This is a genomic window from Serratia odorifera (assembly GCF_041448735.1).
GTDB lineage: Bacteria > Pseudomonadota > Gammaproteobacteria > Enterobacterales > Enterobacteriaceae > Serratia_F > Serratia_F odorifera.
Window position 1 is genome coordinate 981,625 of record NZ_JBGMUT010000001.1, and the last position, 22,556, is coordinate 1,004,180.

The 22,556-nt window shown below is 58.7% G+C and carries 20 protein-coding genes; 2 read left to right on the top strand and 18 right to left on the bottom strand.

Annotation, left to right across the window (positions count from 1 at the left end; translation table 11 throughout):
- Positions 1-359: 359 nt before the first annotated feature.
- Entirely contained in the window at positions 360-1,256 is an 897-nt protein-coding gene (locus ACCC84_RS04620; RefSeq protein WP_273868160.1) for a PhzF family phenazine biosynthesis protein, read from the bottom strand.
- 174 nt (positions 1,257-1,430) lie between these two features.
- The gene (locus ACCC84_RS04625) at positions 1,431-2,180 is read right to left on the bottom strand and encodes an SDR family oxidoreductase (RefSeq protein ID WP_273868162.1); all 750 of its coding nucleotides are present in this window, start codon (positions 2,178-2,180) and stop codon (positions 1,431-1,433) included.
- A gap of 112 nt (positions 2,181-2,292) precedes the next feature.
- Between ACCC84_RS04625 and ACCC84_RS04630 the strand changes: the two genes are divergently transcribed.
- Positions 2,293-2,679 (top strand): winged helix-turn-helix transcriptional regulator, encoded by a 387-nt coding sequence (locus ACCC84_RS04630; protein WP_198773104.1) that lies wholly within the window; start codon positions 2,293-2,295, stop codon positions 2,677-2,679.
- A gap of 113 nt (positions 2,680-2,792) precedes the next feature.
- Here ACCC84_RS04630 and ACCC84_RS04635 read toward each other — a convergent pair whose 3' ends face one another.
- From ACCC84_RS04635 to ACCC84_RS04650, 4 genes are all read right to left on the bottom strand, one after another.
- Positions 2,793-3,071, bottom strand: a complete 279-nt coding sequence (locus ACCC84_RS04635; RefSeq protein ID WP_371901594.1) for a hypothetical protein — start codon at positions 3,069-3,071, stop codon at positions 2,793-2,795.
- 29 nt (positions 3,072-3,100) lie between these two features.
- The gene (locus ACCC84_RS04640) at positions 3,101-3,784 is read right to left on the bottom strand and encodes an O-methyltransferase (RefSeq protein WP_198773103.1); all 684 of its coding nucleotides are present in this window, start codon (positions 3,782-3,784) and stop codon (positions 3,101-3,103) included.
- A 67-nt stretch (positions 3,785-3,851) separates the two neighbouring features.
- On the bottom strand, positions 3,852-5,195 hold the full coding sequence (locus ACCC84_RS04645; protein WP_371901595.1) for an MFS transporter: 1,344 nt from the start codon (positions 5,193-5,195) through the stop codon (positions 3,852-3,854).
- 482 nt (positions 5,196-5,677) lie between these two features.
- Complete coding sequence (locus ACCC84_RS04650; protein ID WP_039992113.1) at positions 5,678-6,841, bottom strand: mandelate racemase/muconate lactonizing enzyme family protein; 1,164 nt, start codon at positions 6,839-6,841, stop codon at positions 5,678-5,680.
- Positions 6,842-7,012: 171 nt separating this feature from the next.
- Here ACCC84_RS04650 and ACCC84_RS04655 point away from each other — a divergent pair, with 171 nt between their 5' ends.
- Positions 7,013-7,939, top strand: coding sequence for a LysR family transcriptional regulator (locus ACCC84_RS04655; protein WP_039992112.1), 927 nt, complete (start codon positions 7,013-7,015; stop codon positions 7,937-7,939).
- A 54-nt stretch (positions 7,940-7,993) separates the two neighbouring features.
- Here the strand turns inward: ACCC84_RS04655 and ACCC84_RS04660 are convergent, their stop codons facing one another.
- The 12 genes from ACCC84_RS04660 to ACCC84_RS04715 all read right to left on the bottom strand — a co-directional run bounded on the left by ACCC84_RS04660 (position 7,994) and on the right by ACCC84_RS04715 (position 22,541).
- Entirely contained in the window at positions 7,994-9,985 is a 1,992-nt protein-coding gene (locus ACCC84_RS04660; RefSeq protein ID WP_004963110.1) for a hydantoinase B/oxoprolinase family protein, read from the bottom strand.
- Positions 9,975-12,035, bottom strand: a complete 2,061-nt coding sequence (locus tag ACCC84_RS04665; protein ID WP_004963108.1) for a hydantoinase/oxoprolinase family protein — start codon at positions 12,033-12,035, stop codon at positions 9,975-9,977. The genes ACCC84_RS04660 and ACCC84_RS04665 overlap by 11 nt, the downstream gene beginning before the upstream one ends.
- A complete protein-coding gene (locus ACCC84_RS04670; protein ID WP_004963107.1) occupies positions 12,032-12,499 on the bottom strand; it encodes a GNAT family N-acetyltransferase in 468 nt (155 codons plus the stop codon). Before ACCC84_RS04670 ends, ACCC84_RS04665 begins: the two co-directional genes overlap by 4 nt.
- Before the next feature lie 183 nt (positions 12,500-12,682).
- Complete coding sequence (locus ACCC84_RS04675) at positions 12,683-13,189, bottom strand: Lrp/AsnC family transcriptional regulator (protein ID WP_004963106.1); 507 nt, start codon at positions 13,187-13,189, stop codon at positions 12,683-12,685.
- Positions 13,190-13,328: 139 nt separating this feature from the next.
- Positions 13,329-14,645 (bottom strand): 4-aminobutyrate--2-oxoglutarate transaminase, encoded by a 1,317-nt coding sequence (gabT, locus tag ACCC84_RS04680; RefSeq protein WP_004963103.1) that lies wholly within the window; start codon positions 14,643-14,645, stop codon positions 13,329-13,331.
- Between the two features lie 118 nt (positions 14,646-14,763).
- The gene (locus ACCC84_RS04685) at positions 14,764-15,897 is read right to left on the bottom strand and encodes a M20 aminoacylase family protein (protein ID WP_004963102.1); all 1,134 of its coding nucleotides are present in this window, start codon (positions 15,895-15,897) and stop codon (positions 14,764-14,766) included.
- On the bottom strand, positions 15,898-16,824 hold the full coding sequence (locus ACCC84_RS04690; protein ID WP_004963099.1) for a 2-hydroxyacid dehydrogenase: 927 nt from the start codon (positions 16,822-16,824) through the stop codon (positions 15,898-15,900).
- Positions 16,824-17,666, bottom strand: coding sequence for a GNAT family N-acetyltransferase (locus ACCC84_RS04695; RefSeq protein WP_004963097.1), 843 nt, complete (start codon positions 17,664-17,666; stop codon positions 16,824-16,826). Before ACCC84_RS04695 ends, ACCC84_RS04690 begins: the two co-directional genes overlap by 1 nt.
- Positions 17,667-17,677: 11 nt before the next feature.
- Entirely contained in the window at positions 17,678-19,009 is a 1,332-nt protein-coding gene (locus tag ACCC84_RS04700) for an NAD(P)/FAD-dependent oxidoreductase (RefSeq protein ID WP_198773099.1), read from the bottom strand.
- A gap of 66 nt (positions 19,010-19,075) precedes the next feature.
- Positions 19,076-20,740, bottom strand: a complete 1,665-nt coding sequence (locus ACCC84_RS04705; protein ID WP_088499690.1) for an ABC transporter ATP-binding protein — start codon at positions 20,738-20,740, stop codon at positions 19,076-19,078.
- Complete coding sequence (locus ACCC84_RS04710; RefSeq protein ID WP_004963089.1) at positions 20,737-21,588, bottom strand: ABC transporter permease; 852 nt, start codon at positions 21,586-21,588, stop codon at positions 20,737-20,739. The genes ACCC84_RS04705 and ACCC84_RS04710 overlap by 4 nt, the downstream gene beginning before the upstream one ends.
- Positions 21,588-22,541, bottom strand: a complete 954-nt coding sequence (locus tag ACCC84_RS04715) for an ABC transporter permease (RefSeq protein WP_088499691.1) — start codon at positions 22,539-22,541, stop codon at positions 21,588-21,590. Before ACCC84_RS04715 ends, ACCC84_RS04710 begins: the two co-directional genes overlap by 1 nt.
- Positions 22,542-22,556 lie beyond the last annotated feature (15 nt).

Below are 22,556 nucleotides of genomic sequence, written 5' to 3' on the forward strand. Positions count from 1 at the left end.
GCTTCCATATCTCCTCGCCTTCGCGGTCTGCCAGTAATTGACTCAGGCTTGTTGTTGTTGTTTGTGCAACGTTTTTGCTACGGAGCGACCCGCAACCTGATCCACCTACTCGTGAGCTTTTTCCTGCGACATATCAGAGTTTGACAACCAGTCCACGATTTATCTTTTTCTCTGCGACTAAAGGATAATGATGAGTAACTCGCTTAAACCGGTCAAAACGCCCTGCTTTTTTGATCGCGCTAGGTGAAATCTGCACAGAATTGGCAGTAAATCCCCCTGCAGATTCTCTCAAAATACGCCATCAGAAAATGGTATTAGTTTTGTGCAATCCTAAGGTATGTAGTGAATGATTGCCGTAGTCAAATACGTAACTGGCCATCAATCAGCGTACAACTTTGTCCGCCAATCCATGGCTCATTATTGATAAAGCGCACGCTAACGCGACCTTCTCGATTAAGCTGGCTACCTTGGCGAACCTGATAGCCCTGTGCCGTCAAACCTGCGTCGGGGAAATTATTGGCTTTCAACAACCGGGCCAGACAGGCATTGGCACTGCCGGTTACCGGATCCTCAACCAACTTATCCCATTCAACCAGAAACGCGCGCACTTCGTAATCGGCTGGATAACCTGCTGAATACACGCCATAAATCGCCACGCCATCGACATCACAAGCCGCTTGCAGCCTTTTGATCATGCTCTGATCCGGCGTTACCGCCAGGCAGGATTGCGCATTGGGCATGCGCACCATCAGCCAACGAATGCCCATATCTGCCATCACCGACAGAGTCTCTGGTTCAATAATCGCATATGGGAAAGCGGCCATTAGCATTTCGCGCTGCTCAACGTTCAGCGTTCGAAACGTTACCGCAGGTGCGGCAAACGCCAGGGTTCCTTCCGGTAAGATATTGACTGCAACCAGGCCAACACCGCATTGCTGCATAATAACCCCCGGTTGTTGGGTGACTAAGCCAGTTTCCAATAATGCATGGGCGGTGCCCAACGTCGGATGTCCAGCAAACGGCAGCTCTTTTTCGGGAGTAAAAATACGCAGCTGATAATCTGCCTGCGGATGAGTCGGTTTGAAAACAAACGTTGTTTCCGACAGATTGGTCCAACGCGCTAATGCCAGCATCTGTTTTTCAGTCAGGCCCTCGGCCTCCAGCACTACCGCTACGGGATTCCCTTGCAATGGCGAGGTGGCAAATACATCCACCTGTTTGTAGGCGCGCGCTATCACATCATCTGTTCTCGGCATTTACCCTAATCCTCTGTCGATAAGGCTTGATGATAGCCGTTAACGTTATTTTCATCAATTAATCAACGCCCTGCGCTTATCTCATCCTGAGGGGGTGCTCAACCTGGACGCGCGGTAATAAACCGGCAGGCTAATATGCCGTGCCGGCTTGGTTGACTGTCTTATGCCCCGCCGTCAGATCTGGCTGGTTGGCAGCACAAACAGCTCGGCGATGTTAACGTGCGCTGGCGCAGTGGCGGCAAACAGGATCGTCTCGGCAATATTGTCAGGATCGAGCGGCGTAAGTTGTGCAACGAAAGCCTCAAGCAATCCTTTATATTCTTCGCTGGTCGTGGTGAGCGATAATTCGGTGGCGGTTACGCCGGGTTGTATGCTGGTGACGCGGATATTGTGTTTTTTGCCGACCTCCATCCGCAAACCTTCGCTCAACGCACTGACCGCATATTTGGTTGCGCAGTAAACCGCAAAGCCCTGACCGAAAACTTTGCGGCCGGCGATCGACGACGTATTGATGATATGCCCAGCATGCTGTTCGATCATCACCGGCAGTACCGCTGCCGTGACGTTCAACACCCCTTTGATATTCACGTCGATCATGCTGTCCCATTCATCGGTTTTGAATTCATCGAGATTTGACATCGGCATGATTCCGGCGTTATTACACACGATATCTAGCTGGCCATAACGTTGCAGCAGTTTATTTACCGCCGCCGCAACCGAGTTTTTATCGGTGACATCCAGTGTCAATACCAGGGCCTGGCCACCCTGCCGCTCGATGTCAGCTCGCAATGCGTTCAGTCGTTCGGTTCTGCGCGCGGCAATAGCCACTTTTGCGCCGGCTTCGGCTAACTTCTTCGCCGTGGCGGCACCAATACCGCTTGAGGCGCCAGTAATAAGAGCAACTTTTCCATTCAGTTTTTGCACGATGTTTCATCCGGGTTGTATACAGCCGCAATCTCGACGCTGTCTCGAGGGTGAAACAAGATGATATACTTTATATACCTGGTTTCAATTACGCACCTTTAAGGTACTAGATATGTCAGAGGATACCGAGTTACCCATTTGTTCGCTGGAAATACTGGATAATATTCGCGTGGTGTTGGATCAAATTGCCAACAAATGGTCAATCATGGTGCTGACGTTGTTATATAACGGCCCGGTGCGTTTCAATACCATTAAGCGTCATCTTGGCAATATTACCCACAAATCGCTGACCGACACTCTGCGGCGGTTGGAACGCTCTGGGTTGATTACTCGTCAGGTCATTTGCTCTTCGCCCGTTGCGGTTCAGTACCAAATCACCGAATTGGGTAAAACGCTGGAAACGCCGGTGGTTGCCATGCTGCAATGGACCGAAAAGTACGCAGGTCAAGTGATTGAAATTCAGCAAAGAAATGACAACTCAGCCTGTCTGGACAGCTAGCTGAACGGCTGGTTTCTGATCAATGCACATGGGGGTTCGGGCGGATAGCGTCACGATCGGCAGCGCTATCCGTAGTTACCGACATTATTATCTAACCGTTAGCTGTAAAAATGTCAGGTTTTTTTCAGCATTGTTATGATGGTGATGTTTTGCGCCATCGGTGAGCTGGTAATATAAACGATGGCAACGATAAAGGGTGGGTTAAATATCAACTCCTCATGTCGAATTGTTAACGGAGAGCAATTTTTCCCATAAGTTATCGCTGATAAAATAACGCTAAAGGTTGCCAGATTTCCTTGTGAAATACAGGTGTGACGCCAACGATTCAGACGTTTCTTTAGCGGAGGATATTTAATATCCTTAATGTTTTTTAGTGCCAGATATATTTTCATTCTCCCTTTGCAATATACTGGCAGCAACGCTAGGCAGCATTAACCACCGCCATGGCAAAGCCATCCCAGCCTTTTTCACCGACGGTCTGTAGTGCCGTCGCGTCCAGTTGAGGATGGTCTGCCAGCATCTGCAAACACTCTCGAACGCCCTGAACGTTGGCATCTTCGCTTTGTGCATCAATAACCGCCCCGCCTCTGACGATATTATCTGCGATAATCACCGTGCCTGGACGGGAAAGTGATATCGCCGCTTGCAGATACTGTGGATTATTTTTCTTGTCTGCATCAATAAAGATCAGGTCAAACGGCCCCGTCAAGGTGGGTAATATATCCAGCGCTGCGCCAATATGAATATCGACGCAGCCCGACAGCCCCGCATTGGCAATATTGCTCGATGCTACCTGTGCATGCTGTGGGTTGGCCTCGAGGGTAGTTATCCGGCCATCCGGTTGCAGTGCTCGTGCCATCCAGATGGTGCTGTATCCGCCAAGCGTGCCAATTTCCAGAATACGTGCCGCTCGCAGCATGCGGGTAAATAATGCCAGCATTTTACCCTGAGTGGCCGACACGTCGTGTGCCGGTAATCCCGCCGCTGCGTTGGCAGCCAATGCTGCCTGCAAAACATCGTCATCAGGTGCCAGCAACGCAGAAAAATAGGCATCTACGCCAGCCCACTTTTCTGCGTCTGCCAACGGATAGTCAGCCACGCGCATTGTTTGTCTCCCAGCTTCATTTATCACCACTAGAGTATATAGCGCGTTATGCAACTTGATGACAATCTTATCCTTCCTTTGCCGGTAGCCTTTGCCGGCCGTGCAGGCGAAAAGCGGGCTTGATGTCGCAGATACTCTCGTTTTTTCCCACCGCCATGGCAAAAAGAATGCCACCGATGATGGAAAACAACCCCAGTACGCTCCATGCAAGCGTCATATCGCTGCCGCCACCAAGCTGCTTGAGATAGCCAGCCACCAGCGGACCGCCAAACTGACCGATGAAATTGCTGCAGGCACCGACGAACGCTACCGCCGGCACCGCTTTTCTGGTCGGCAGGATTTCTGTCAGACGCACGTACACCAGCGGCACCAGCATCTTCATGGTCAAGCCGACGAACAGGAACAAGGCTATCTGTAACCAGTACAGCGATGCCGGGACAAAAGCCGCCACCGACAGCGCTATACCACACAGTACGGTTGGAATGGCGGCATGCAGGCGTCTTTCCTGATTAAATTTGTCCGAACGCCGGGTGATGTACCAGATACCCACCATGGTCATCAAAAAAGGCAGGCCACTGATGAAACCCACCATAAATTCGCTGAGGGTGCCGTACCCTTTGAGTGCCGTCGGCAGCCATAAGGTGAATCCATATGCCAACATGCTGTGCAGCGAATAACCAATCAGCATTAGCCACAGCGCCGGAATGCGCAGGATAGTCCACCAGCGATCCGATGTTTCCTTAACATAGCCGGACTGTTCCGCCGCCAGATCCGCCTCAATGATCTGGCGGTCTTGGTCACTCAGCCAGCGGGCAGCACGCAGGTTTTTCGGCACCAGATAAAACCAGATAATGCAGAAAATCCAGGCGGGCGCGCCTTCGATCACCATCATGATGCGCCAGTCGTGATGCGCCAGGATCCAGCCGGAAATCGGACCTGCCAGAAATGCGCCGGCACCCAGGCTCAGGTTCCATATACCAAATGCCCTGCCGCGCTCGCGCTTGATAAACCACTGGGCGAGAAACATCGCCGTCGCTGCCTGAATCGGACCCTCAGCCAGCCCAAGCAAGAAACGTACTGCGATCAGTTCGCCAAAGTTTCGCGTCAGGCCGGTGAGCATGGCACAGGCGCCAAACAGAAACAGACTCAGGCCGATCACCCGGCGTGAGCCGAAACGCAATGCCAGCCAGCCGGCAGTAAACTGCGTCGCCACATAGCCCCAGGCAAACGCCCCACCGAGCCAGCCCGCTTCTACCGGCGTCAGCGCCAATTCGGCCACGATATGGGGGAGCGCCATGCCAATATTGACACGATCGAAAAATGAAATGGTATACATGATAAAAACGGCAGGTAATATTATTGTCCAGCGTTTATTGCCAATAAGGCGCTGCGGTAAAGAATTTACGCTCATGGTAACTGCCTCGTATTCAGACTTTTGTAGGGTAAGTGCTTTCAGTCAATATCTCTCTGCCATCCGTTCCCTGGGGGATTTTTTATGATGTTATTGGGTGGGTAATATTCAGCTGGCCAAGCGTAGATGTGCATCAGCCGATAATTATCGTCGTCGCTAATCGCCGGGCGACACAGACAGTGGCGTCGTCAGCCTTGACCGCCGGGCCTGCGTCGCGGGCTGAAAGCTGCATAATAGCGTTATCTTGCTACTACGCCCTGTTCGCATAAATGACGTACTGAATCAGAACGCGGTTAAATATATTATCGCTTGTTGGCTTGGCTATTTTCCTGTCAATCTCTTCGGCTTGCCGCCTGATAGGCGTTTAAAACGGGGGTGAAATATACCTATGAATATATAAATGTATAATTCCCTGATGACTCACCACCCGTTTTCTACGCTGCCTGGCTTTATCTACCGGAGGGCAAAACTGCGGCGAGGACTTATTCGGCCAGCGCGCGCATTTGCCTGATCAGATCGGATTTGCCCTCAAAACCGATACCGGGCAGTTCCGGCATGATGATATGACCGTCTTCTACCTTGACCGAGTCCGGGAATCCACCGTAGGGCTGGAACAGATCCGGATAACTTTCGTTACCGCCGAGACCCAGGCCGGCAGCTATGTTCAATGACATCTGGTGGCCGCCGTGTGGAATACAGCGTGAGGGGGACCAGCCAAACTGTGTCAGCACCTCCAGCGTGCGCAGGTATTCAACCAGGCCGTAGGAAAGCGCACAGTCAAACTGCAGATAGTCGCGATCGGGGCGCATGCCGCCATAACGCAGCAGGTTGCGTGCATCCTGATGAGAGAACAGGTTCTCTCCGGTGGCCATCGGGCCGGGATAGAATTCCGCCAGTGCCGCCTGAAGCGCATAATCCAGCGGGTCACCGACTTCTTCGTACCAGAACAGCGGATATTGACGCAACATCTTGGCATAGGCGATGCCGGTTTCCAGATCGAAACGTCCATTGGCATCGACCGCCAACCGCCCTTCGCTGCCGATCTCTTCCAGTACCGCTTCAATACGGCGGCGGTCTTCGTCGAGGGAGGCACCGCCGATTTTCATTTTTACCACGTTGTAGCCACGGTTGAGATAACCGCGCATCTCTTGGCGTAGTGCGCCGAGATCTTTGCCTGGATAGTAATAACCGCCGGCCGCATAGACGAATACCCGTGGATTGGCCTCAACCCCTTTCATCTCTGCCAGCAGACGGAACAGCGGCTTGTTGGCAATCTTGGCGGTGGCATCCCAGATGGCCATATCCAGCGTGCCGACGGCAACCGAGCGCTCACCGTGGCCGCCTGGCTTCTCGTTGCTCATCATCACTTCCCACACCTTATGCGGGTCGAGATTGTTGCCTTGCGCGTTCAGCAGGCTGGCGGATTCCGCGTTCAGGATACGGTCACGAAAGCGCTCACGGATCAGCCCCCCCTGGCCGTAGCGTCCGTTGGAATTAAAGCCGTATCCAACCACGCGGCGCCCGTCGACCTCAACGTCAGTGACCACCGCAACCAGGCTGGCGGTCATCTTGCTAAAATCGATATAGGCGTTTCGAATAGGTGAAGCAATCGGTTTGGTCATTTCTACAACGTCAACAATACGCATGTTCTCTCCGGCGATTTTTGTTATCTGCGGTGCCCGAACGCTGTGTAACGTTATGCCAATATGTTAGCGTTAAGGCGAATCAAGGTCGCGACTGACGGACGGTAGTGTCCGGTCTTTTTTCATCTTATGTCCATAAAATGGCCTGTTCTAATGCAAATGAGGTTGGCTGTAATGCAAAATCGGCATCACCTGGAGTTGACCTGGCTTGAAGACTGCGTTGCGCTGGCAGCGTCGCTGAATTTTTCCCGTGCCGCGGCTTCCCGATATGTGACCCAGCCTGCATTCAGTCGGCGTATACAGTCGTTGGAAGAGTGGCTGGGAACGCCGCTTTTTGAACGAAACCGGCGCGGCGTCAGCCTGACGCGAGCGGGTGAAGTGTTTATCAAACAGGTACCGGATCTGATCCGCGCGCTGTATACGCTAAGAAACGAGGTGATTGATGCCTCAGGGGACGCAAAGCCGGACGTCATTTTCTCTGCCACTCACTCGCTCTCGTTCTCCTTTTTCCCCACGCTGATGCGTAACAACGACAAGATTGCCCGCTTCGGCTCCTTTCGACTGCTCTCTGACACCCTGAGCGCCTGCGAAAGAATGATCGGCAAAGGCGATGCGCAGTTCCTGCTGTGTTATTACCATCCGCACATGCATATCAACCTTGAGCAGGAAAAGTTCCTCAGCGTTCGTCTCGGGCGGGAAACCTTAATCCCCTATAGCCGGCGCGATGCCGCTAGCGGTCAGCCGATATGGCGTATTTCCGGCGGCAGGAAGTTCCCTTATCTGTCTTTCTCGGCAGAATCAGGACTCGGGCGGATTATTGCCAATACGTCGTCGGTAAATCGTGCCAAACGGGGGATGGAGCAGGTGTTTACCGCCGATCTGGCTGCGACGTTGCTGGCAATGGTCAAGGCCGGCGATGGCATTGCCTGGTTGCCGGAAACGCTGGCGCAAGCCGACGTACAAGCGGGCAACCTTGCGGCGGCGGCAGCGAGCGACAGCGGCGTTTGGGTGCCGATCGACATCAGGCTGTTCCGTCCGGCCGGCAAAATGTCGCGGGCGGTCGAAGCGCTGTGGGATATTTTCGTCGATGAGCAATGCTGAGGGGCATATTTCTTGCCGAGGCGGCCCATCAGGCCAGACTCGGCAACGGGATTTTCAACTGGCGGCAGACCGTTGCGCCAACGATGGAAAACGCTGCAACACCCGGCCGAAAATCGTCTCCATTTGCACGGGCAACGGCAAATCGGCACACTCCCCGGCCTGCACGGCGGCAAATACCTGATGTTTCAAAAAATGCCGCCAGACGACCGGCATATCGGCCAGGAATGTCGTCAACAGTTGGTAACGTGCCGGCGTCCAGAGCGCTTCGAACGCCCTTCTTGCCGGGCCGACATCAAAATGTTGCCTGCCGGCATCTGCCATCGTCGCGCGCAGGCGGGCGGTGGCAGGCAGATCGATTTCGCCTTGCTCGATGACCACACCATACTGCTGGCGCGCCGCGCGTTCGGAAACAAAGCCGCAAATGACGTCACGCAGTACGGCGGCCGGCTGGCGCTGTTTTGCCGGGCCGTAACCGCCGGCACCGGGGCCTTTCAGGCTCACCACGTCGCCCGGCCCGCAGTGGATGACATCGGTATTGCCATGCTCGGTGATCTGCCCCGCTGGCGTGGTGGTACGAAACCAGGAGGTGGAGCCTGCCTGGCCTCCGGCGGCGCCGGCCGATGCGAACACCGAGCGGTTGCGGTTGCGTGCGGTGATCACGGTATTGGGAGCGAACACCTCAAATGCCATTTCGGTTGCCAGCCCGCCGCGAAATTCCCCGGCACCGGCGCTGTCCGGTGCCAGTCGATAACGCAGAAAGCGCACTGGCACCTCGGCTTCGCTGATTTCTATCGGCGTGTTCTTCAGAAATGCCGACAGCCCGCCGGAGCCTTCCGGGCCGTCGTGGCGCGGGGTGCCGCCGGATCCACCGCCAACCGGGCCCAGCGAGGCAACCACGGTGCGGTTTTGACTATCCACGGTACGGATATTGACGATCGAATTACCGCCCGGCGAATTGGCCGGTAACCGCTGCGGCATGGCCAGTGAAAACGCCCCTAGCGTGGCGATCTGTGCCATCGCGCAGGTCAGCGATCGCATGCCGACGGCGGCCGGCGCTTCGCAGTTCATAATGGTGCCCGGCGGCAGAATGGCTCGCGTTGCTCGCAGCGTACCGGCGTTGAGCAGCAGCTGATTATCCAGCGTGGCAAGTACATAGGTGACCCCCACCAGCGCCAGCGGATGACGTTCGCGCCCGCCGGTGGGCATGTTGAGCGACGAGGCCAACTGGGGATCGCTGCCGCTGTAATCCAGCTCAAGCGCATCGCCCTTGACCTTCAACGTCACGGCGATGCGACAGGGGTAACCGCCCTCGCCGTCTTCATCGGCGTAATCGGCATAAAAATAGTCACCGTCCGGGATGGTGGCAATGACCGCCCGCGCCTGTCGTTCGGCATAGTCAAGCAGCTCCTCCACCCCGAGCAGAAAGTCGTCAATGCCGAAACGTGCGATGATCTGGTGGATTTTGCTTTCGCCGATATTCACCGAGGCAAGCTGCGCCTTGAAATCACCCCAGTTCTGTTCGGGGGCACGTACGTTGAGCCGCATGATGCGGGCGACCTCCTGATTCAGCTTGCCGCCGCTGACGATCTTCAACGGCGGCAGCCGCAGCCCTTCCTGCACAATCTCCGTCAGTGAACGCGACAGCGACGCCGGCACCGCGCCGCCAACGTCGGTATTATGAATATGCCCGACCACAAAGCAGGCGATTTCGCCCTGATGGAATACCGGCTTCCAGATGTGAATATCCGGTGAATGGGTAGCCACGTTGCCAGCGTAGGCGTCGTTGGTGATGCAGATATCCCCGGGCTGGTAGTCGTCAATCAGCGCCAGCACCGGGCCATAGTCAATGCCGCTGTACCAGGGGGCGCCAAAACTGCGCGGCGACGCGAAGGCCAGGCCGCTGCGGCTGACAATCTGGCAGGAAAAATCCTCGGTTTCCTTGACAAAGGTCGAATGCGCGGTGCGCATCAGGGTAAAGGCCATGGCATCCGCCGCTGCCGCACAGTAGTTGGCCAGAATTTGCAGGTTACGTCCGTCAATTGCCATGATGAGCCTCGGTCAGTGGAGTGATAAGCAGGTTGCCGAATGTGTCAACGTTGACCTGCATACCCGGCGGTACGCAGGTGGTGCAGTCGTCTTGCATCACAATGGCCGGCCCGGCGAACTGATGCCCGGCGCGCAAGGTGGCGCGGGACACCGCGTCAACCTGCCACCAGCGCCCGTCGATCCAGGCGTCCACCTGGCGCAGCACCTCAACCGGGCCATCGCACGCAGCCAGCGTCATCAGCGCCGGTTTGGGGGTGGGTGAAACGATCACCAGTCGCAGAGCAATAATCTGCACCATCGCCTGCGGATCGTGGTGGCCAAACAGCCGCTGATGATGGGCGTTGAACGCCGCCCGCAGCGCGGTAATATCGCCCTGCGCCAAGGCATGCTGGTCAAGCGCCACCTCGATTTCAAACGACTGGCCGCGATAGCGCATGTCTGCCGAAAAGCTCAGCGTCTGCGCCAGTCCGTCACCGTATTCCCGCGCCAGCCAGCCTTGCGCCTCGCTGCACAACCGATCGGCCTGTCGCGCCAGTTCGGCGGCAATGTCGTCGGTAACATCGCAGTACAGCGTGCGGATGAAATCATTCTTCACATCGGCCACCAGTCCGCCGAGCGCAGACAATACCCCCGGCGTTGGCGGCACTACCACGCCTTTCATGTTCAATTCACGCGCCAGGAAACAGCCCATCATTGGCCCGGCACCGCCAAAAGCCAGGAACCAGAACTCGCGCGGATCGATGCCAAAGCGGGACAGCAATCCGCTGGTGTCGCTGTACATGCCGGAAATGGCCAGTGCGATGATATTTTCCGCCGTTTGTTCCAGGGTGATCCCCAGCGGATCGGCCAATGCCTGTATCGCCGTCCGGGCGGCAGCCACGTCGACCTGTACCGCGTGGTAACCCAGATCGCCATGACCGATCAGGCCGCAGGCGGCAAAGGCATCGGTGGCGGTGGCCGCCGTTCCGCCGCGCTGAAAGCATACCGGTCCGGGCAGTGATCCGGCGCTGTCCGGGCCAACCTGCAATACCCCCAACGGGTCGAGCCAGGCGATGGAACCGCCACCCTGGCCGACCGAGGTCACGGAAACCGAAGGAATATAGATCGGAAACTCGCCGATGATTTCACCGCTGCCATACTCTGGCCTGCCGTTGACGATCACCGCCACGTCGGCGCTGGTGCCGCCAATATCCAGGCTCAGCAACCGATCAAAACCGCAGCGCTGCGCAATGTAGCTGGCACCGATCACCCCGGAGGCGGTGCCGGACAGTACCATCTGTACGCACTCCGCCTTGGCCTGCGCCATGCTCATCACGCCGCCGTTGGACTTGGCAATGCGTGGCGGTACCGTCACGCCCATCCCGCTCAGCGCCAGTTCAAAGGCCTGCAGATAGTCAATCACCTGCGGCTGCACGTAGGCATTAATCACTGCGGTAATGGTACGTTCGTACTCGCGGATGATGGGCCAGATGTCCGCCGAACAACAGACCAGCATATCGGGCGCAATCTCGGCGATGATCCGGCGCACCGCCTGTTCATTGGCGGGATTGCGGTAGCTGTGCAGCAGCGAAATCACGATGCCGGCACAGCCTGCCGCGCTGGCCGCCGCCACCGCCTGCTCTATGCTGTGACGGTCGGGCGCCGCCAGAATGCGGCCATCACTGTCGGTGCGTTCATTGATGCCGAACACCCGATCGCGAGAAATCAGCGGTGTCGGTCTGCGGGAGAATAAATCATGAATACGCGGGATCTTCAGTCGCGCCAATTCCAGCACGTCACTAAAGCCGTGGGTGGTGAACAGCGCCAGTTTGACCCCCTTGCGCTGGATCACCGCATTTACCCCCACCGTGGTGCCGTGGGTAAAGTAAGCGATCTGCCGAGGATCGATGCCGTCCCGCTGCTGTAATGCCGCCAGTCCGGTGGTAATTTCGCTGCCCGGACTGTCGGGGCGCGACAGCACTTTCAGGGTGCGAATGCTGTTGTCGCGTTCGTCCAATACGGCAAAATCGGTGAACGAGCCGCCAATATCCACGCCAACGCGATAGCTCATGAGCGCTCCTCCCCGGCTGGACGGCTATATTCCATCAGCCTTTCCGGTCGGGTGACCGCATGCCAGCCCGCGCGTTGATAGATCTGATGGGCATCGTCGGTGGCCAGCAGCCAGCGTTTGACCTGGTGTAGCGCGGGATGCTGCGTCACGCAGGTGGCCAGCCAGCCGCCCAGCCCTCGCCCACGGTGAGCGCTATCGACGATCACGTCGCTCAGATAGGCAAAGCGGCAATAGTCGGTGATCAGCCGGCCAAAGCCGACCTGGCGTTGCTGCTGATAAAGGCCGAACGGCAGCGAGCAGGCCAGCGCCCGCAGGGTGGTCTCCCGCGACTGTCCTTTGGCCCAGTAGCTGTGCTGCGTGAGTTGTCGATGTACCCACGCCACGTCAAGCAACGCGGGATCGGTACTCAGCAGATAATCGTTACGCTGCCAATGGGCAGCGGGCGGAACAAATGGCGAAAGCATGCGGGCTCCTGGCTGAATTAACGTGACATAACATGAGTTTATGGCGTAATTCAGCCGCAGTTTTCGCAAAATGGCGGCGATAACAGCGTATTTATGGCGAAATTGGCAGGGAAATGAAATTTTGTGCCGGGGCAACGGCGAACCCAGAGGTAGGGTCCTTCACCCCTGGCGCGCGGTGAGCGATCAGTATTCCACCGGGGTATGGCGGGAAATCAGCGAACGCAGCGGGACGCTGCTTTTGATGATTGGCGATTTGATCACGATGTAGCTGAAGTACTTGTCGATGCCGACCTTGGCATCCAGCAGCTGTTCAATCACTTCCTGGTAGTGCTCGATGCTGCGGGTAATAAAGCGCAACAGGTAATCGTAGCCGCCGGTGATCAGGTGGCATTCCATCAGTTCGTCCACTTCGCGGATGGCGTTTTCGAAACGCATAAAGTCTTCACGTCGGTGGCCGGACAATGTGACTTCGGTGAACACCGTTACCGAATCGGTGATTTTGGTCAGGTTGATATGCGCTTCGTAGCCGGTGATAAAGCCGGCGGTCTCCAGGCGTTTGACGCGTTGCAGACAGGGGCTGGGAGAAAGACCCACCGCATCGGCAAGGTTGACATTGCTGATGCGGCCGTCTTTTTGCAGCTGTACCAGAATATTGATGTCAATGCGGTCCAGTTTCATTAAGCCGTTCATAACACCCCTCATTGTTACCAAATTGTTATCTGATGACGATGGTATAGCACGCTTTCTGCCGGCGGCGCCAGCGTTTTACCGCGCTATACCGTCGTCGTGTACCGCAAACAAACATAAGAATATCAATGAGGAAACCGTCTCAGCCCAGCCTGCCGGTGGCGCGGGCCAGCGCAATATCAAAGATGTGCAGCGCCTCTTCCAACTGCGAGTCGCTGGTGACCAACGGCGCGAGGAAACGAACGGTATTACGCTTGATGCCGCACTTGATCAGCAGCAGACCTTCCTGGCTGGCGCAGTCGAGAATACGCTGGGTCAGTGCCGCATCGGGTAACCCGCTTTCGACGTCGATAATTTCCACCGCCTGCATAAAGCCGATGCCGCGCACCTCGCCGATGCAGACATACTTGTCGGCCAATTGATGCAGACGTGCATTAAGTTCGCCACCCAACTGATTGGCGCGCGCCAACAGCGAGCCGTCGGCCAGCAGGTCCAGCACTGCCAACGCCGCCGCACAGGCCAGCGCATTACCGCCGTAGGTGCCGCCCAGGCCGCCCGGGGTGGGGGCTTCCATGATTTCCGCCTTGCCCACCACGCCAGAGATCGGCAAACCGCCGCCGAGGCTTTTTGCCACGGTCACCAAATCCGGCACGATGCCGGCGTGCTGGAAACCGAACATTTTACCGGTGCGGCCAAAGCCGGTTTGTACTTCGTCGCAGATCAGTACAATGCCGTGACGCTGGGTCAGTTCGCGCAATGCCTGCATAAACGCCGGCGATGCGGGCAGGAAGCCGCCATCGCCCTGCACCGGTTCGATAATGATCGCCGCCACGCGTTCCGCCGCTATCTGCACGGCAAACAGCGTATCCAGCGCCTGCAGGCAGTCGCCGTCAGAAATACCGTTAAACGCATTGGGGAACGGCACGCGGTAGATTTCACCGGGGAATGGCCCAAAGTTCTGTTTGTAAGGCTGACTCATGCCGGTTAGCGTGCAGCCTAACAGCGTGCGGCCGTGAAACGCGCCGTCAAAGGCAACGATCCCCGATCGGTTAGTGTATGCGCGGGCGATTTTAACCGCATTTTCCACCGCTTCTGCGCCGCTGGTAAAAAAGACGCTCTTGAATTTTTCACCGGCGCCGACCGCGTTATTCAACCGCCTGGCCAGCTCGATATACCCCGGATAGGCTGCCACCTGGAAGCAGGCGTGCGAGAGCTGTTGCAGCTGTTCGGTGACCGCGGCCACTACCGCCGGATGGCTATGCCCGACGTTCAAGACACCGATGCCGGCGACAAAGTCCAGATAGCGGTTGCCCTCGACGTCCCAGACTTCGGCGCCCTTTCCCTTGGCAATCACCAGCGGGTGTGCGGTGACCACGCCGCGTGCCACGTGTTCTTCCCGCGTGTCCAGGAATAATCCGTTGTCAGAAAATGTCTGCTGCTCAGCCAGTAAATTATCCATCTCTCTTCCTCATCGCATGACAATATTGAGATCAAGTATCGCAATAAGCCTTTTCCTCTCGCTGCCGAAATCGGAATGGCAGCAGCATTAACTGTCGAAATGCGGACCAATACATGAACTAAATTTTCATCGGCAGCGTTTCACGCACCACTTCGCAGAACCAGCGAATGCCGTAAGGAATGACGTCGTCGTTAAAATCGTAGGCGGAATGATGCAGCGGTCGGCTGTCGGCGGATCCCAGCCACAGATAGGCGCCTGGCCGTGCCTGCAACATAAAGGCGAAGTCCTCCGAGGTCAGCGCCGGCTTCGCCGCCAGCGATGCGGCAAGGCCGGCGTTGTGCGCCGCCCGTAGTGCAATCTCCGCCTGCTGCGGCGCATTGACGGTGGCCGGATAATAGCGCTGGTAGTTGACTTCCGCCGTCAGGCGGTGCGCGGCGGTGACGTGCTGCGCCATGGCGCGCAGACATTGCTCGATGGTGTCTTGCACCTGCGGATCGAAGGTGCGCACCGTACCGGTAATGCTGGCGCTGGCCGGGATCATATTGTGCGAAAAACCGCCCTGCACGCGGGTTACCGTCAGCAATGCCGGTTCGCAGGGATCGACGGCGCGAGCGACGATGGTATTCAGCTGCACCACCAGTTCGCTGGTTGCCAGCAGCGTATCCGCGGTGAGATGTGGCTGGGCTGCGTGGCCTCCACCGCCTTTAACGGTGATGTCGAAGCGATCGGCGGCGGCCATGATCGGTCCCGGACGGGTCTGCGCGGTGCCCAGCGGCAGTTCCGGCCAGTTGTGCAGCGCATAGACCGCGTCACAGGGGAAACGGCTGAACAACCCGTCGTCAATCATCGCCTGCGCGCCCGCCAGCCCTTCTTCTGCCGGCTGGAAGATAAACACCACGCTGCCGTCAAAGGTGCTCGAACCGGCCAACTGCGCCGCAGCGCCCAGCAGTATCGCGGTGTGACCATCGTGACCGCAGGCGTGGCAGCGCCCCGGATAGCGGCTGTGCCACGCCTGTTGCCCGGCATCGTCCATTGGCAGCGCGTCCATATCGGCACGCAGGCCGACGGTGCGTGGGCTGCTGCCACGCCGCAGAACGCCGACCACGCCGGTTTTGCCAACCCCGCAGTGCACCTCGATATCCAGTTGACGCAGGAAGTCCGCCACCATGGCCGCGGTACGCTGCTCTTCGAACCCCAATTCGGGGTGGGCGTGCAGATCGCGCCGCAGCGCGATCAAGTGCTGGTGATCCATTCAATAGCCTCTTGTGCGTTCGATCGTGCCGATCATCGCCTCACCGCGCTCAAAGCGGCGAATATTGTCCAGCAACGCCTGTACCGCACTCTCTGGACGCGTCTGGCTGGCGATGTGTGGCGTAAGCCAGATGGCGGGATGCTGCCAAAACGCATGCCCTGGCGGCAACGGTTCCGGCGATGTCACGTCAATCACCGCGGCAGACAGTTGGCCGCTGTCCAGCGCATCCAGCAGATGTTGATGATTGAGCTGCCGGCCGCGACCGACCTGAACCAGCGCCGCCCCCGGCGGCAATTGGTTGAACAGCGCGGCATTGAGGATGCCCTCGGTGCTGGCAGTCAGCGGCAGCAGGCAGACCAGAATATCGCTGCTGGCGAGGAATGCCCCCAACTGCGCATCGCCAGCGTAGCAGCGTACGCCGTCGATGGTTTTGGCCGAGCGGCTCCAACTGGCGCAGGGATAGCCGAACGCCACCAGCGGCCGCAGCACCGCTTCACCCAGCGTACCGGCGCCCATCACGCCAATCCGGCAGGCGCCGGCGACCGGCGTCGGCTGCTCCTGCCAGCGCTGTTGACGCTGTTGCTGTAGATAACGCGGCATGCCGCGATGCAGCGCCAGTACGGCAAAGGTGACGTATTCCACCATGCCCTGGGTCAGTCCGGGTTCGATCATGCGCACCACCGGCAGTTCAGGCGGCAGGCTGGCATAGTCAAACTGGTCGACGCCGGCACCGACCGAAAACAGCACCTTAAGGTTGGGAAAGGTTTGCATGATATTTTGCGGCGGTTGCCAGGCGATCAGATAATCAACCTGCTGCGGGTCGCCGACCTCGGGCCATTGGCGAAAGGTCGCTTCCGGTGCCAACTGGGCCAGCAATTGGGCCCACTGGCGGCCGCGTGCCGGCTCGGATTTGTAGACGATATTCATCAGACCATTGCCTGGGTTGTCAGCCCGAACGCCAGTATGCGCTCGGGCTGGTATTGCCGCCCGCGGATCATGGTGGTTGGCGCGTCGACCTGCGGCACGCCAAGGGCGTTCAGCCATGTGCCAAGGCCGGATTCGGCATCGGTATCAATGCGCACGAACTGGCCCGACAGCCCGCTCAGCAAAGTGCTGACCAGCAACTGGGCGCGCGGCAGATCGCTGCAGACAATCGGCCCGACCACGTAACCGTGACCAAAGCGCCGCAGACAGGCAAAGCCGCTCACTGCGCCATGCTCTTCCAGCACCAGCACCCGTTCGGCCTGTTCCAGCAGCACCGCCGTCAGCCGTGGACGATGATAACCGTGCGCCTGGCCATCCAGCGCGGTCAGCGCGGCGGCATCGTCATGGCGTGCCGGGCGTAACCTCTGCCCGGCCGGCGGCGGCAGCGGACTGACCTCGCCCAGACTGCGGCACTGGTGCTGCTCGATGGTGCCGGTGGCGACAAAGCCGAGCTTTTCATACAGCCCCTTGCCCGCTTCGGTGGCGTGCAGCCGCACGCTGTGTCCTTCCAGCCGCGTCAGCGCGCTCTGCATCAGGCGTTTGCCAATGCCGTTGCCCTGCGCGTGGTCTGCGACGATCACCAACCCCAGCGAGGCATAGTCATGGCCCCAGCGCCAATAAAGAAGGGTGCCCAGCAGCGTACCGTGCTGTTCGGCAACCAGCCCTTCGCCCAACTGCAACGCCTGTTGCCAGTCTGCTCGGCGGTGTGGCCACTGCAAACGCTGAGTCAGCGCCAGCGCGGCTTCCAGATGGCTTGGGTTCAGGACGTTTATCTCAATGGTCATGCTCTTCTCCTTTACATCATGCCCGGCGCAGCCAGGCCAGAACCGTCTACCAGCCGCGCATAGCGGAACGGCGTCGGGTCGACAATCGGGGTAGCGTCGGTGGCCAGATCGGCCGCCAGCCGACCGGCGCCGGGGCCGATGCCAAAACCGTGCCCGCTGTAACCGGCCGACACGATCAGTCCCGGCAGTTTAGCCACCGGCGAGATCACCGGGATCGCATCCGGCGTGCTGTCGATCATGCCACCCCAGGCCTGCTCTACGCGAATATTCTCCAGTGCCGGGAACTCTCGGCTCATTGCCGCAATGCCCTCCTGCACCATCGCCATGTCGGCGGCGGGATCGAGAATGCGCATCTTTTCAAACGGCGACCTGCGGTCAAACTGCCAGCGAGCTGGCGACTCGGGGCCGTTGATAAAGGCGTCCAACCCCAGTCGAATGGTCAGATTCTTGCGGCGTGCCTTGAACGTCGGATAGAACTGGCGGGCGTAACGCAGCCCCTGCACCCCCGGTGACAGGCGGCCACGGCCGGACACCGACACGGTGTAGCTGCCGTCCAGCTGTGGGCGGCAGGCGAACGACGGCGTATACAGCGGTACGGCAATCGCCTGCTCGATGGGGGCGGTGCGAAATGCGGTACCAATCACATTGCCCAGCGGCAGATCGATACCGTGACGGCGGCAGAACATCGACGTCCAGGCACCGCCGGCGCAGATGACGCGGCTGGTCTTGATCAGTCCACGCTCGGTGACCACCCCGCTGATCCGGCCAGCGGAAATATCCAATCCGCGCACCGCGCATTGCTGGAATACCTCGGCTCCCAGCCGCTGTGCCGCAATTGCCAGTCCGGCGGCGGCCAGCCTCGGCTCGGCGTGCCCGTCGGTGGGGGAAGACACCCCGCCCAGCCATCGACTGGTGCTGCCCGGCGTCATCGCCTTGGCCTGTTCGGCGGTCAGAATGTCGCTGCGCACGCCATAGGCACGGGCCATTTTTCCCCAGTTGTCCCAGGCGTTGATATCCTCCTGATTGCCGGTGGCATATACCAGGCCGCTACGACGAAAGCCGAGTTCTTCGCCGGTTTCTTTGCCGAGCTCCTCCCAGCGCCGCAGCGCATGGATGATCAGCGGCAGTTCCCGCTCGTCGCGATTCTGCTGGCGACACCAGCCCCAGTTGCGGCTTGACTGTTCGCCGCCCACCAGGCCCTTTTCAACCAGCACCACGCTGACGCCCTGTCTTGCCAGCTCATAGGCGGCGGCGGCTCCGGCAATGCCGGCGCCAATCACCACCACATCCGCCGACTCGGGGAAGAATCGGCTGTCCTGTACGTATCGAATCGGTGCGGGCATGTTGTCCTCAACCTCGTTATTGGCATTGTTGTTGGATAGCGGCGATTAACCTGCGATCAATCGGCGTTAAAGCGCAATGTTGTTGGCCTCGTGTTCGTCCAGCCAGCCCTGGCGCAATTCCGGCACGGCACGCTTGAGACGCTCATAATACAGGTCGCTGGACGGTTTATCGTAGTCTGCCCGCGCCACCTGCGTCACCCTATGGCCATTTTTCACCACGATGATTTCATCGCACACCGAGCGTACCGCGTGCAAATCATGGCTGATAAACAGTACCGACAGTCCCAGCTCACGGCGCAGATCGGTAATCAGATCGAGGATCGCCGCCGCCACCACGGTATCCAGGGCGGAGGTCACTTCATCGCACAGTATCAGATCGGGTTCTGCGGCCAGCGCCCGCGCCAGGTTGACGCGCTGTTTCTGACCGCCGGACAGCGTCCACGGCTGGCGATCCAGTACGCTGCGCGGCAGCCTGACCAGCTCCAGCAGGTCGAATAGCCGTCGTTGCAGCGCCGAACCACGCAGGCCGTGAAACAGCCTCAGCGGCCGGGTAAGGATTTTTTCTATGCTGTGCGCCGGGTTCAGCGCGGTATCGGCCATCTGGAACACATACTGGATGCGGCGCAGTTCGTTCTCCGGCCGCTGCTGCATCGTGTTGGCAATGTAATGCCCGTTGAACAGGATATGCCCTTTCGACGGCGTATTGATGCCGGCAATGGCGTGTGCCAGCGTGGTTTTCCCCGACCCGGATTCGCCGATAATACCGATCGCCTGTCCACGATACAGCCGAAAATTGATGTCATGCAGGATCGGGATCTTCGGCTGTCCACTGGCGTCCAGCGGCCCGTAGCCGGCCGACAGATCGCGCACTTCCAGCAACGGCTGGGCGTTGTCTTCCTCGGCGTGCCAAGGGCTTGGACGTACCTTCTGCCGCGCGGCGTCCAACAGCTGGTGGCTGTATTGTGCCTGCGGCGCGCGCAGCAGATCTTCGGTGGAGCCATATTCCGCCATCGTCCCTTTCAGCAGCACCAGGATGCGGTCGGCCATCTGCGCCACTACCGCCAGATCGTGACTGACGTAAATCGCCGTCATGCCGCGCTGACGCACCACGCGCCGAAACGCCTTCAATACTTCGACCTGGGTGGTGACGTCGAGCGCAGTGGTCGGTTCATCCAGGATCACTACCTCGGGATCGCTGATTAACGCCATGGCAGTCATCAGACGCTGTAGCTGACCGCCGGAGACCTGGTGCGGATAACGCTGGCCGATGGTGTCCGGATTGGGCAGCGCCAGTTCACGAAACAGCGCCACGGCTTTTTTTTCTGCCGCGGCACGGCTCATCACATGATGAATCACCACCGGCTCTACCACCTGATCGATAATTTTCATTGCCGGATTAAACGACGCGGCGGCGCTTTGCGCGATATAGGCCACTTTGTTGCCGCGAAACTGACACAGTTGCCTGGCCGACAGCGCGGTAACGTCGGTACCGGCAACGTGGATGTTGCCGCCGGCAATACGACAGCCGTGACGCGCATAGCCCATCAGCGCCAGTGCGATGGTGGTCTTGCCGGAGCCAGACTCGCCGATCAACGCCAGCACTTCGCCCTGCTGGACGCTAAAACGGATGTCGGACACCAGCGGAATTTCGCTGCCGTCATCCGCATGGGCAATAACGCGCAGATTGTCCACCGCCACCATAGGGCGGGCGCCGTGTGCGGTAATATTCATGCAACCCCCTTGGCCGGGCTCAGCGGGCGCATCGCCTGTAGGCTATCGATAAACAGATTGGCGCCGATGGTCAGACTGGCAATCGCCAGAGCAGGCATCAGCACCGCCGGGGAGCCGTCAAACAGCCCCTGCAGATTTTCGCGCACCAGCGTGCCCCAGTCGGCGTACGGCGGCTGGACGCCCAGCCCCAGGAAACTCAGGCCGCTGAGCAGCAGCACGATATACACGAAGCGCAGACCGAAATCGGTGAGCATCGGATGCAGCATGTTGGGCAAAATATCGTGGATGGCGATATAAAAACGGCTCTCGCCGCGCAGCCGCGACGCCTGAACATAGTCCATCGAGCGCAGGTTGGCCGCCATGGCATAGGCGATGCGGTAAGCGCCCGGCCAGTAGGTGAATACCGCGGTGACGATCAGCATCGGCAGCGAGGAGCCAAACACCGCCACGATCATCAGCGCCAGGATCTTGCCGGGCAGTACCAGCATTGCATCGTTGATGCGCCCAAGGATCTCCTCAAGCCAGCGGCCCGCCACCGCCGCCAGCAGGGCCAGCAGCGTGCCGGCCAGACTGGCCAACAGTGCGGCGCTCAGCGCCAGTCCGATAGAATAACGCGCGCCGTACAGAATGCGGCTGAACATATCGCGGCCAAGGTAATCGGTGCCCAGCCAGAAGTCTTTGCTCAGGCCGCCGAGCATCGGGCCGACGCCGATATCGTCCAGGCTATGCGGCGCCAGCGATGCGCCAAACAGAGCCAGCAGGATCCACACCAGGGTAATCAGCAGGCCGACTCGCCCGCTGGTGGTCAGCGAGAGAAAAAAGCGCCAGGGTAGCGTTAGCACATTCATTAGCCTCTCCCTTTTGGATTGAAGGCAATGGTCAGGATGTCCGCCAACAGCAGCAGCACCAGATAGCAGACGGCAAACAGCATCACACACAGCTGTACCAGCGGCAGATCGCGGTTGCTGACCGCATCCACCAACTGGCTGGCCAGCCCTGGATAGCTGAAGATGCTTTCGATGATGATCACCCCGCCAAACAGATAGGACAGGCTCAGCGAGATGGCGTTGGCGATCGGCCCGACCGCGTTGGGCAACGCGTGACGCAGCATGGCGCGCAGCGGTGATACCCCCTTGAGGCGGGTCATTTCAAGATACGGACTGTCCATCTGATTGATCAGCGCCGAGCGGGTCATGCGCGCCATCTGCGCCACCAATACGCAACACAGCGTCAGCACCGGCAAGGCGTAGGCTTTCAGATAACTGACCAGATCTGGCGCCGGCGCGCCCAGCGACATGGCCGGCACCCAGTGCAGCTTCACCGCAAAGACGATCACCGCCACGGTAGCCACCAGAAACTCCGGCACGGCAACCACCGCCATGGTGGTCATCATCAGTCCGCGATCGAACAGCGAACCGCGTTTCATCGCCGCCGCCAGCCCAATCACCAGCGCCAGCGGTACCGACACCAGGGTGGTGATCCCCGCCAGTTCGAAGGTGGCCGGAATACGCTGGGCAACCAGCTGGGATACTGGCAGATGACTGGCAAACGAGGTGCCGAAGTCGCCGCGCAGCATGCCGCTCAGCCAGTCCAGATAGCGAATCATCAGCGGCTGATCAAGCCCGAGCTGCTGGCGCAGCGCCGCCACCGTTTCCGGCGTGGCACTCTGGCCAAGCATCATCTGCGCCGCATCACCCGGCAGCATGCTGGTAACAAAAAACACCACCGCCGAGACAATCAGCAGAGTCAGGATGCCGGCACCGCAGCGCCGGGCAATCAGGAGGAGCATGTAGCGGTTCATCGCCGTTCTCCTTAT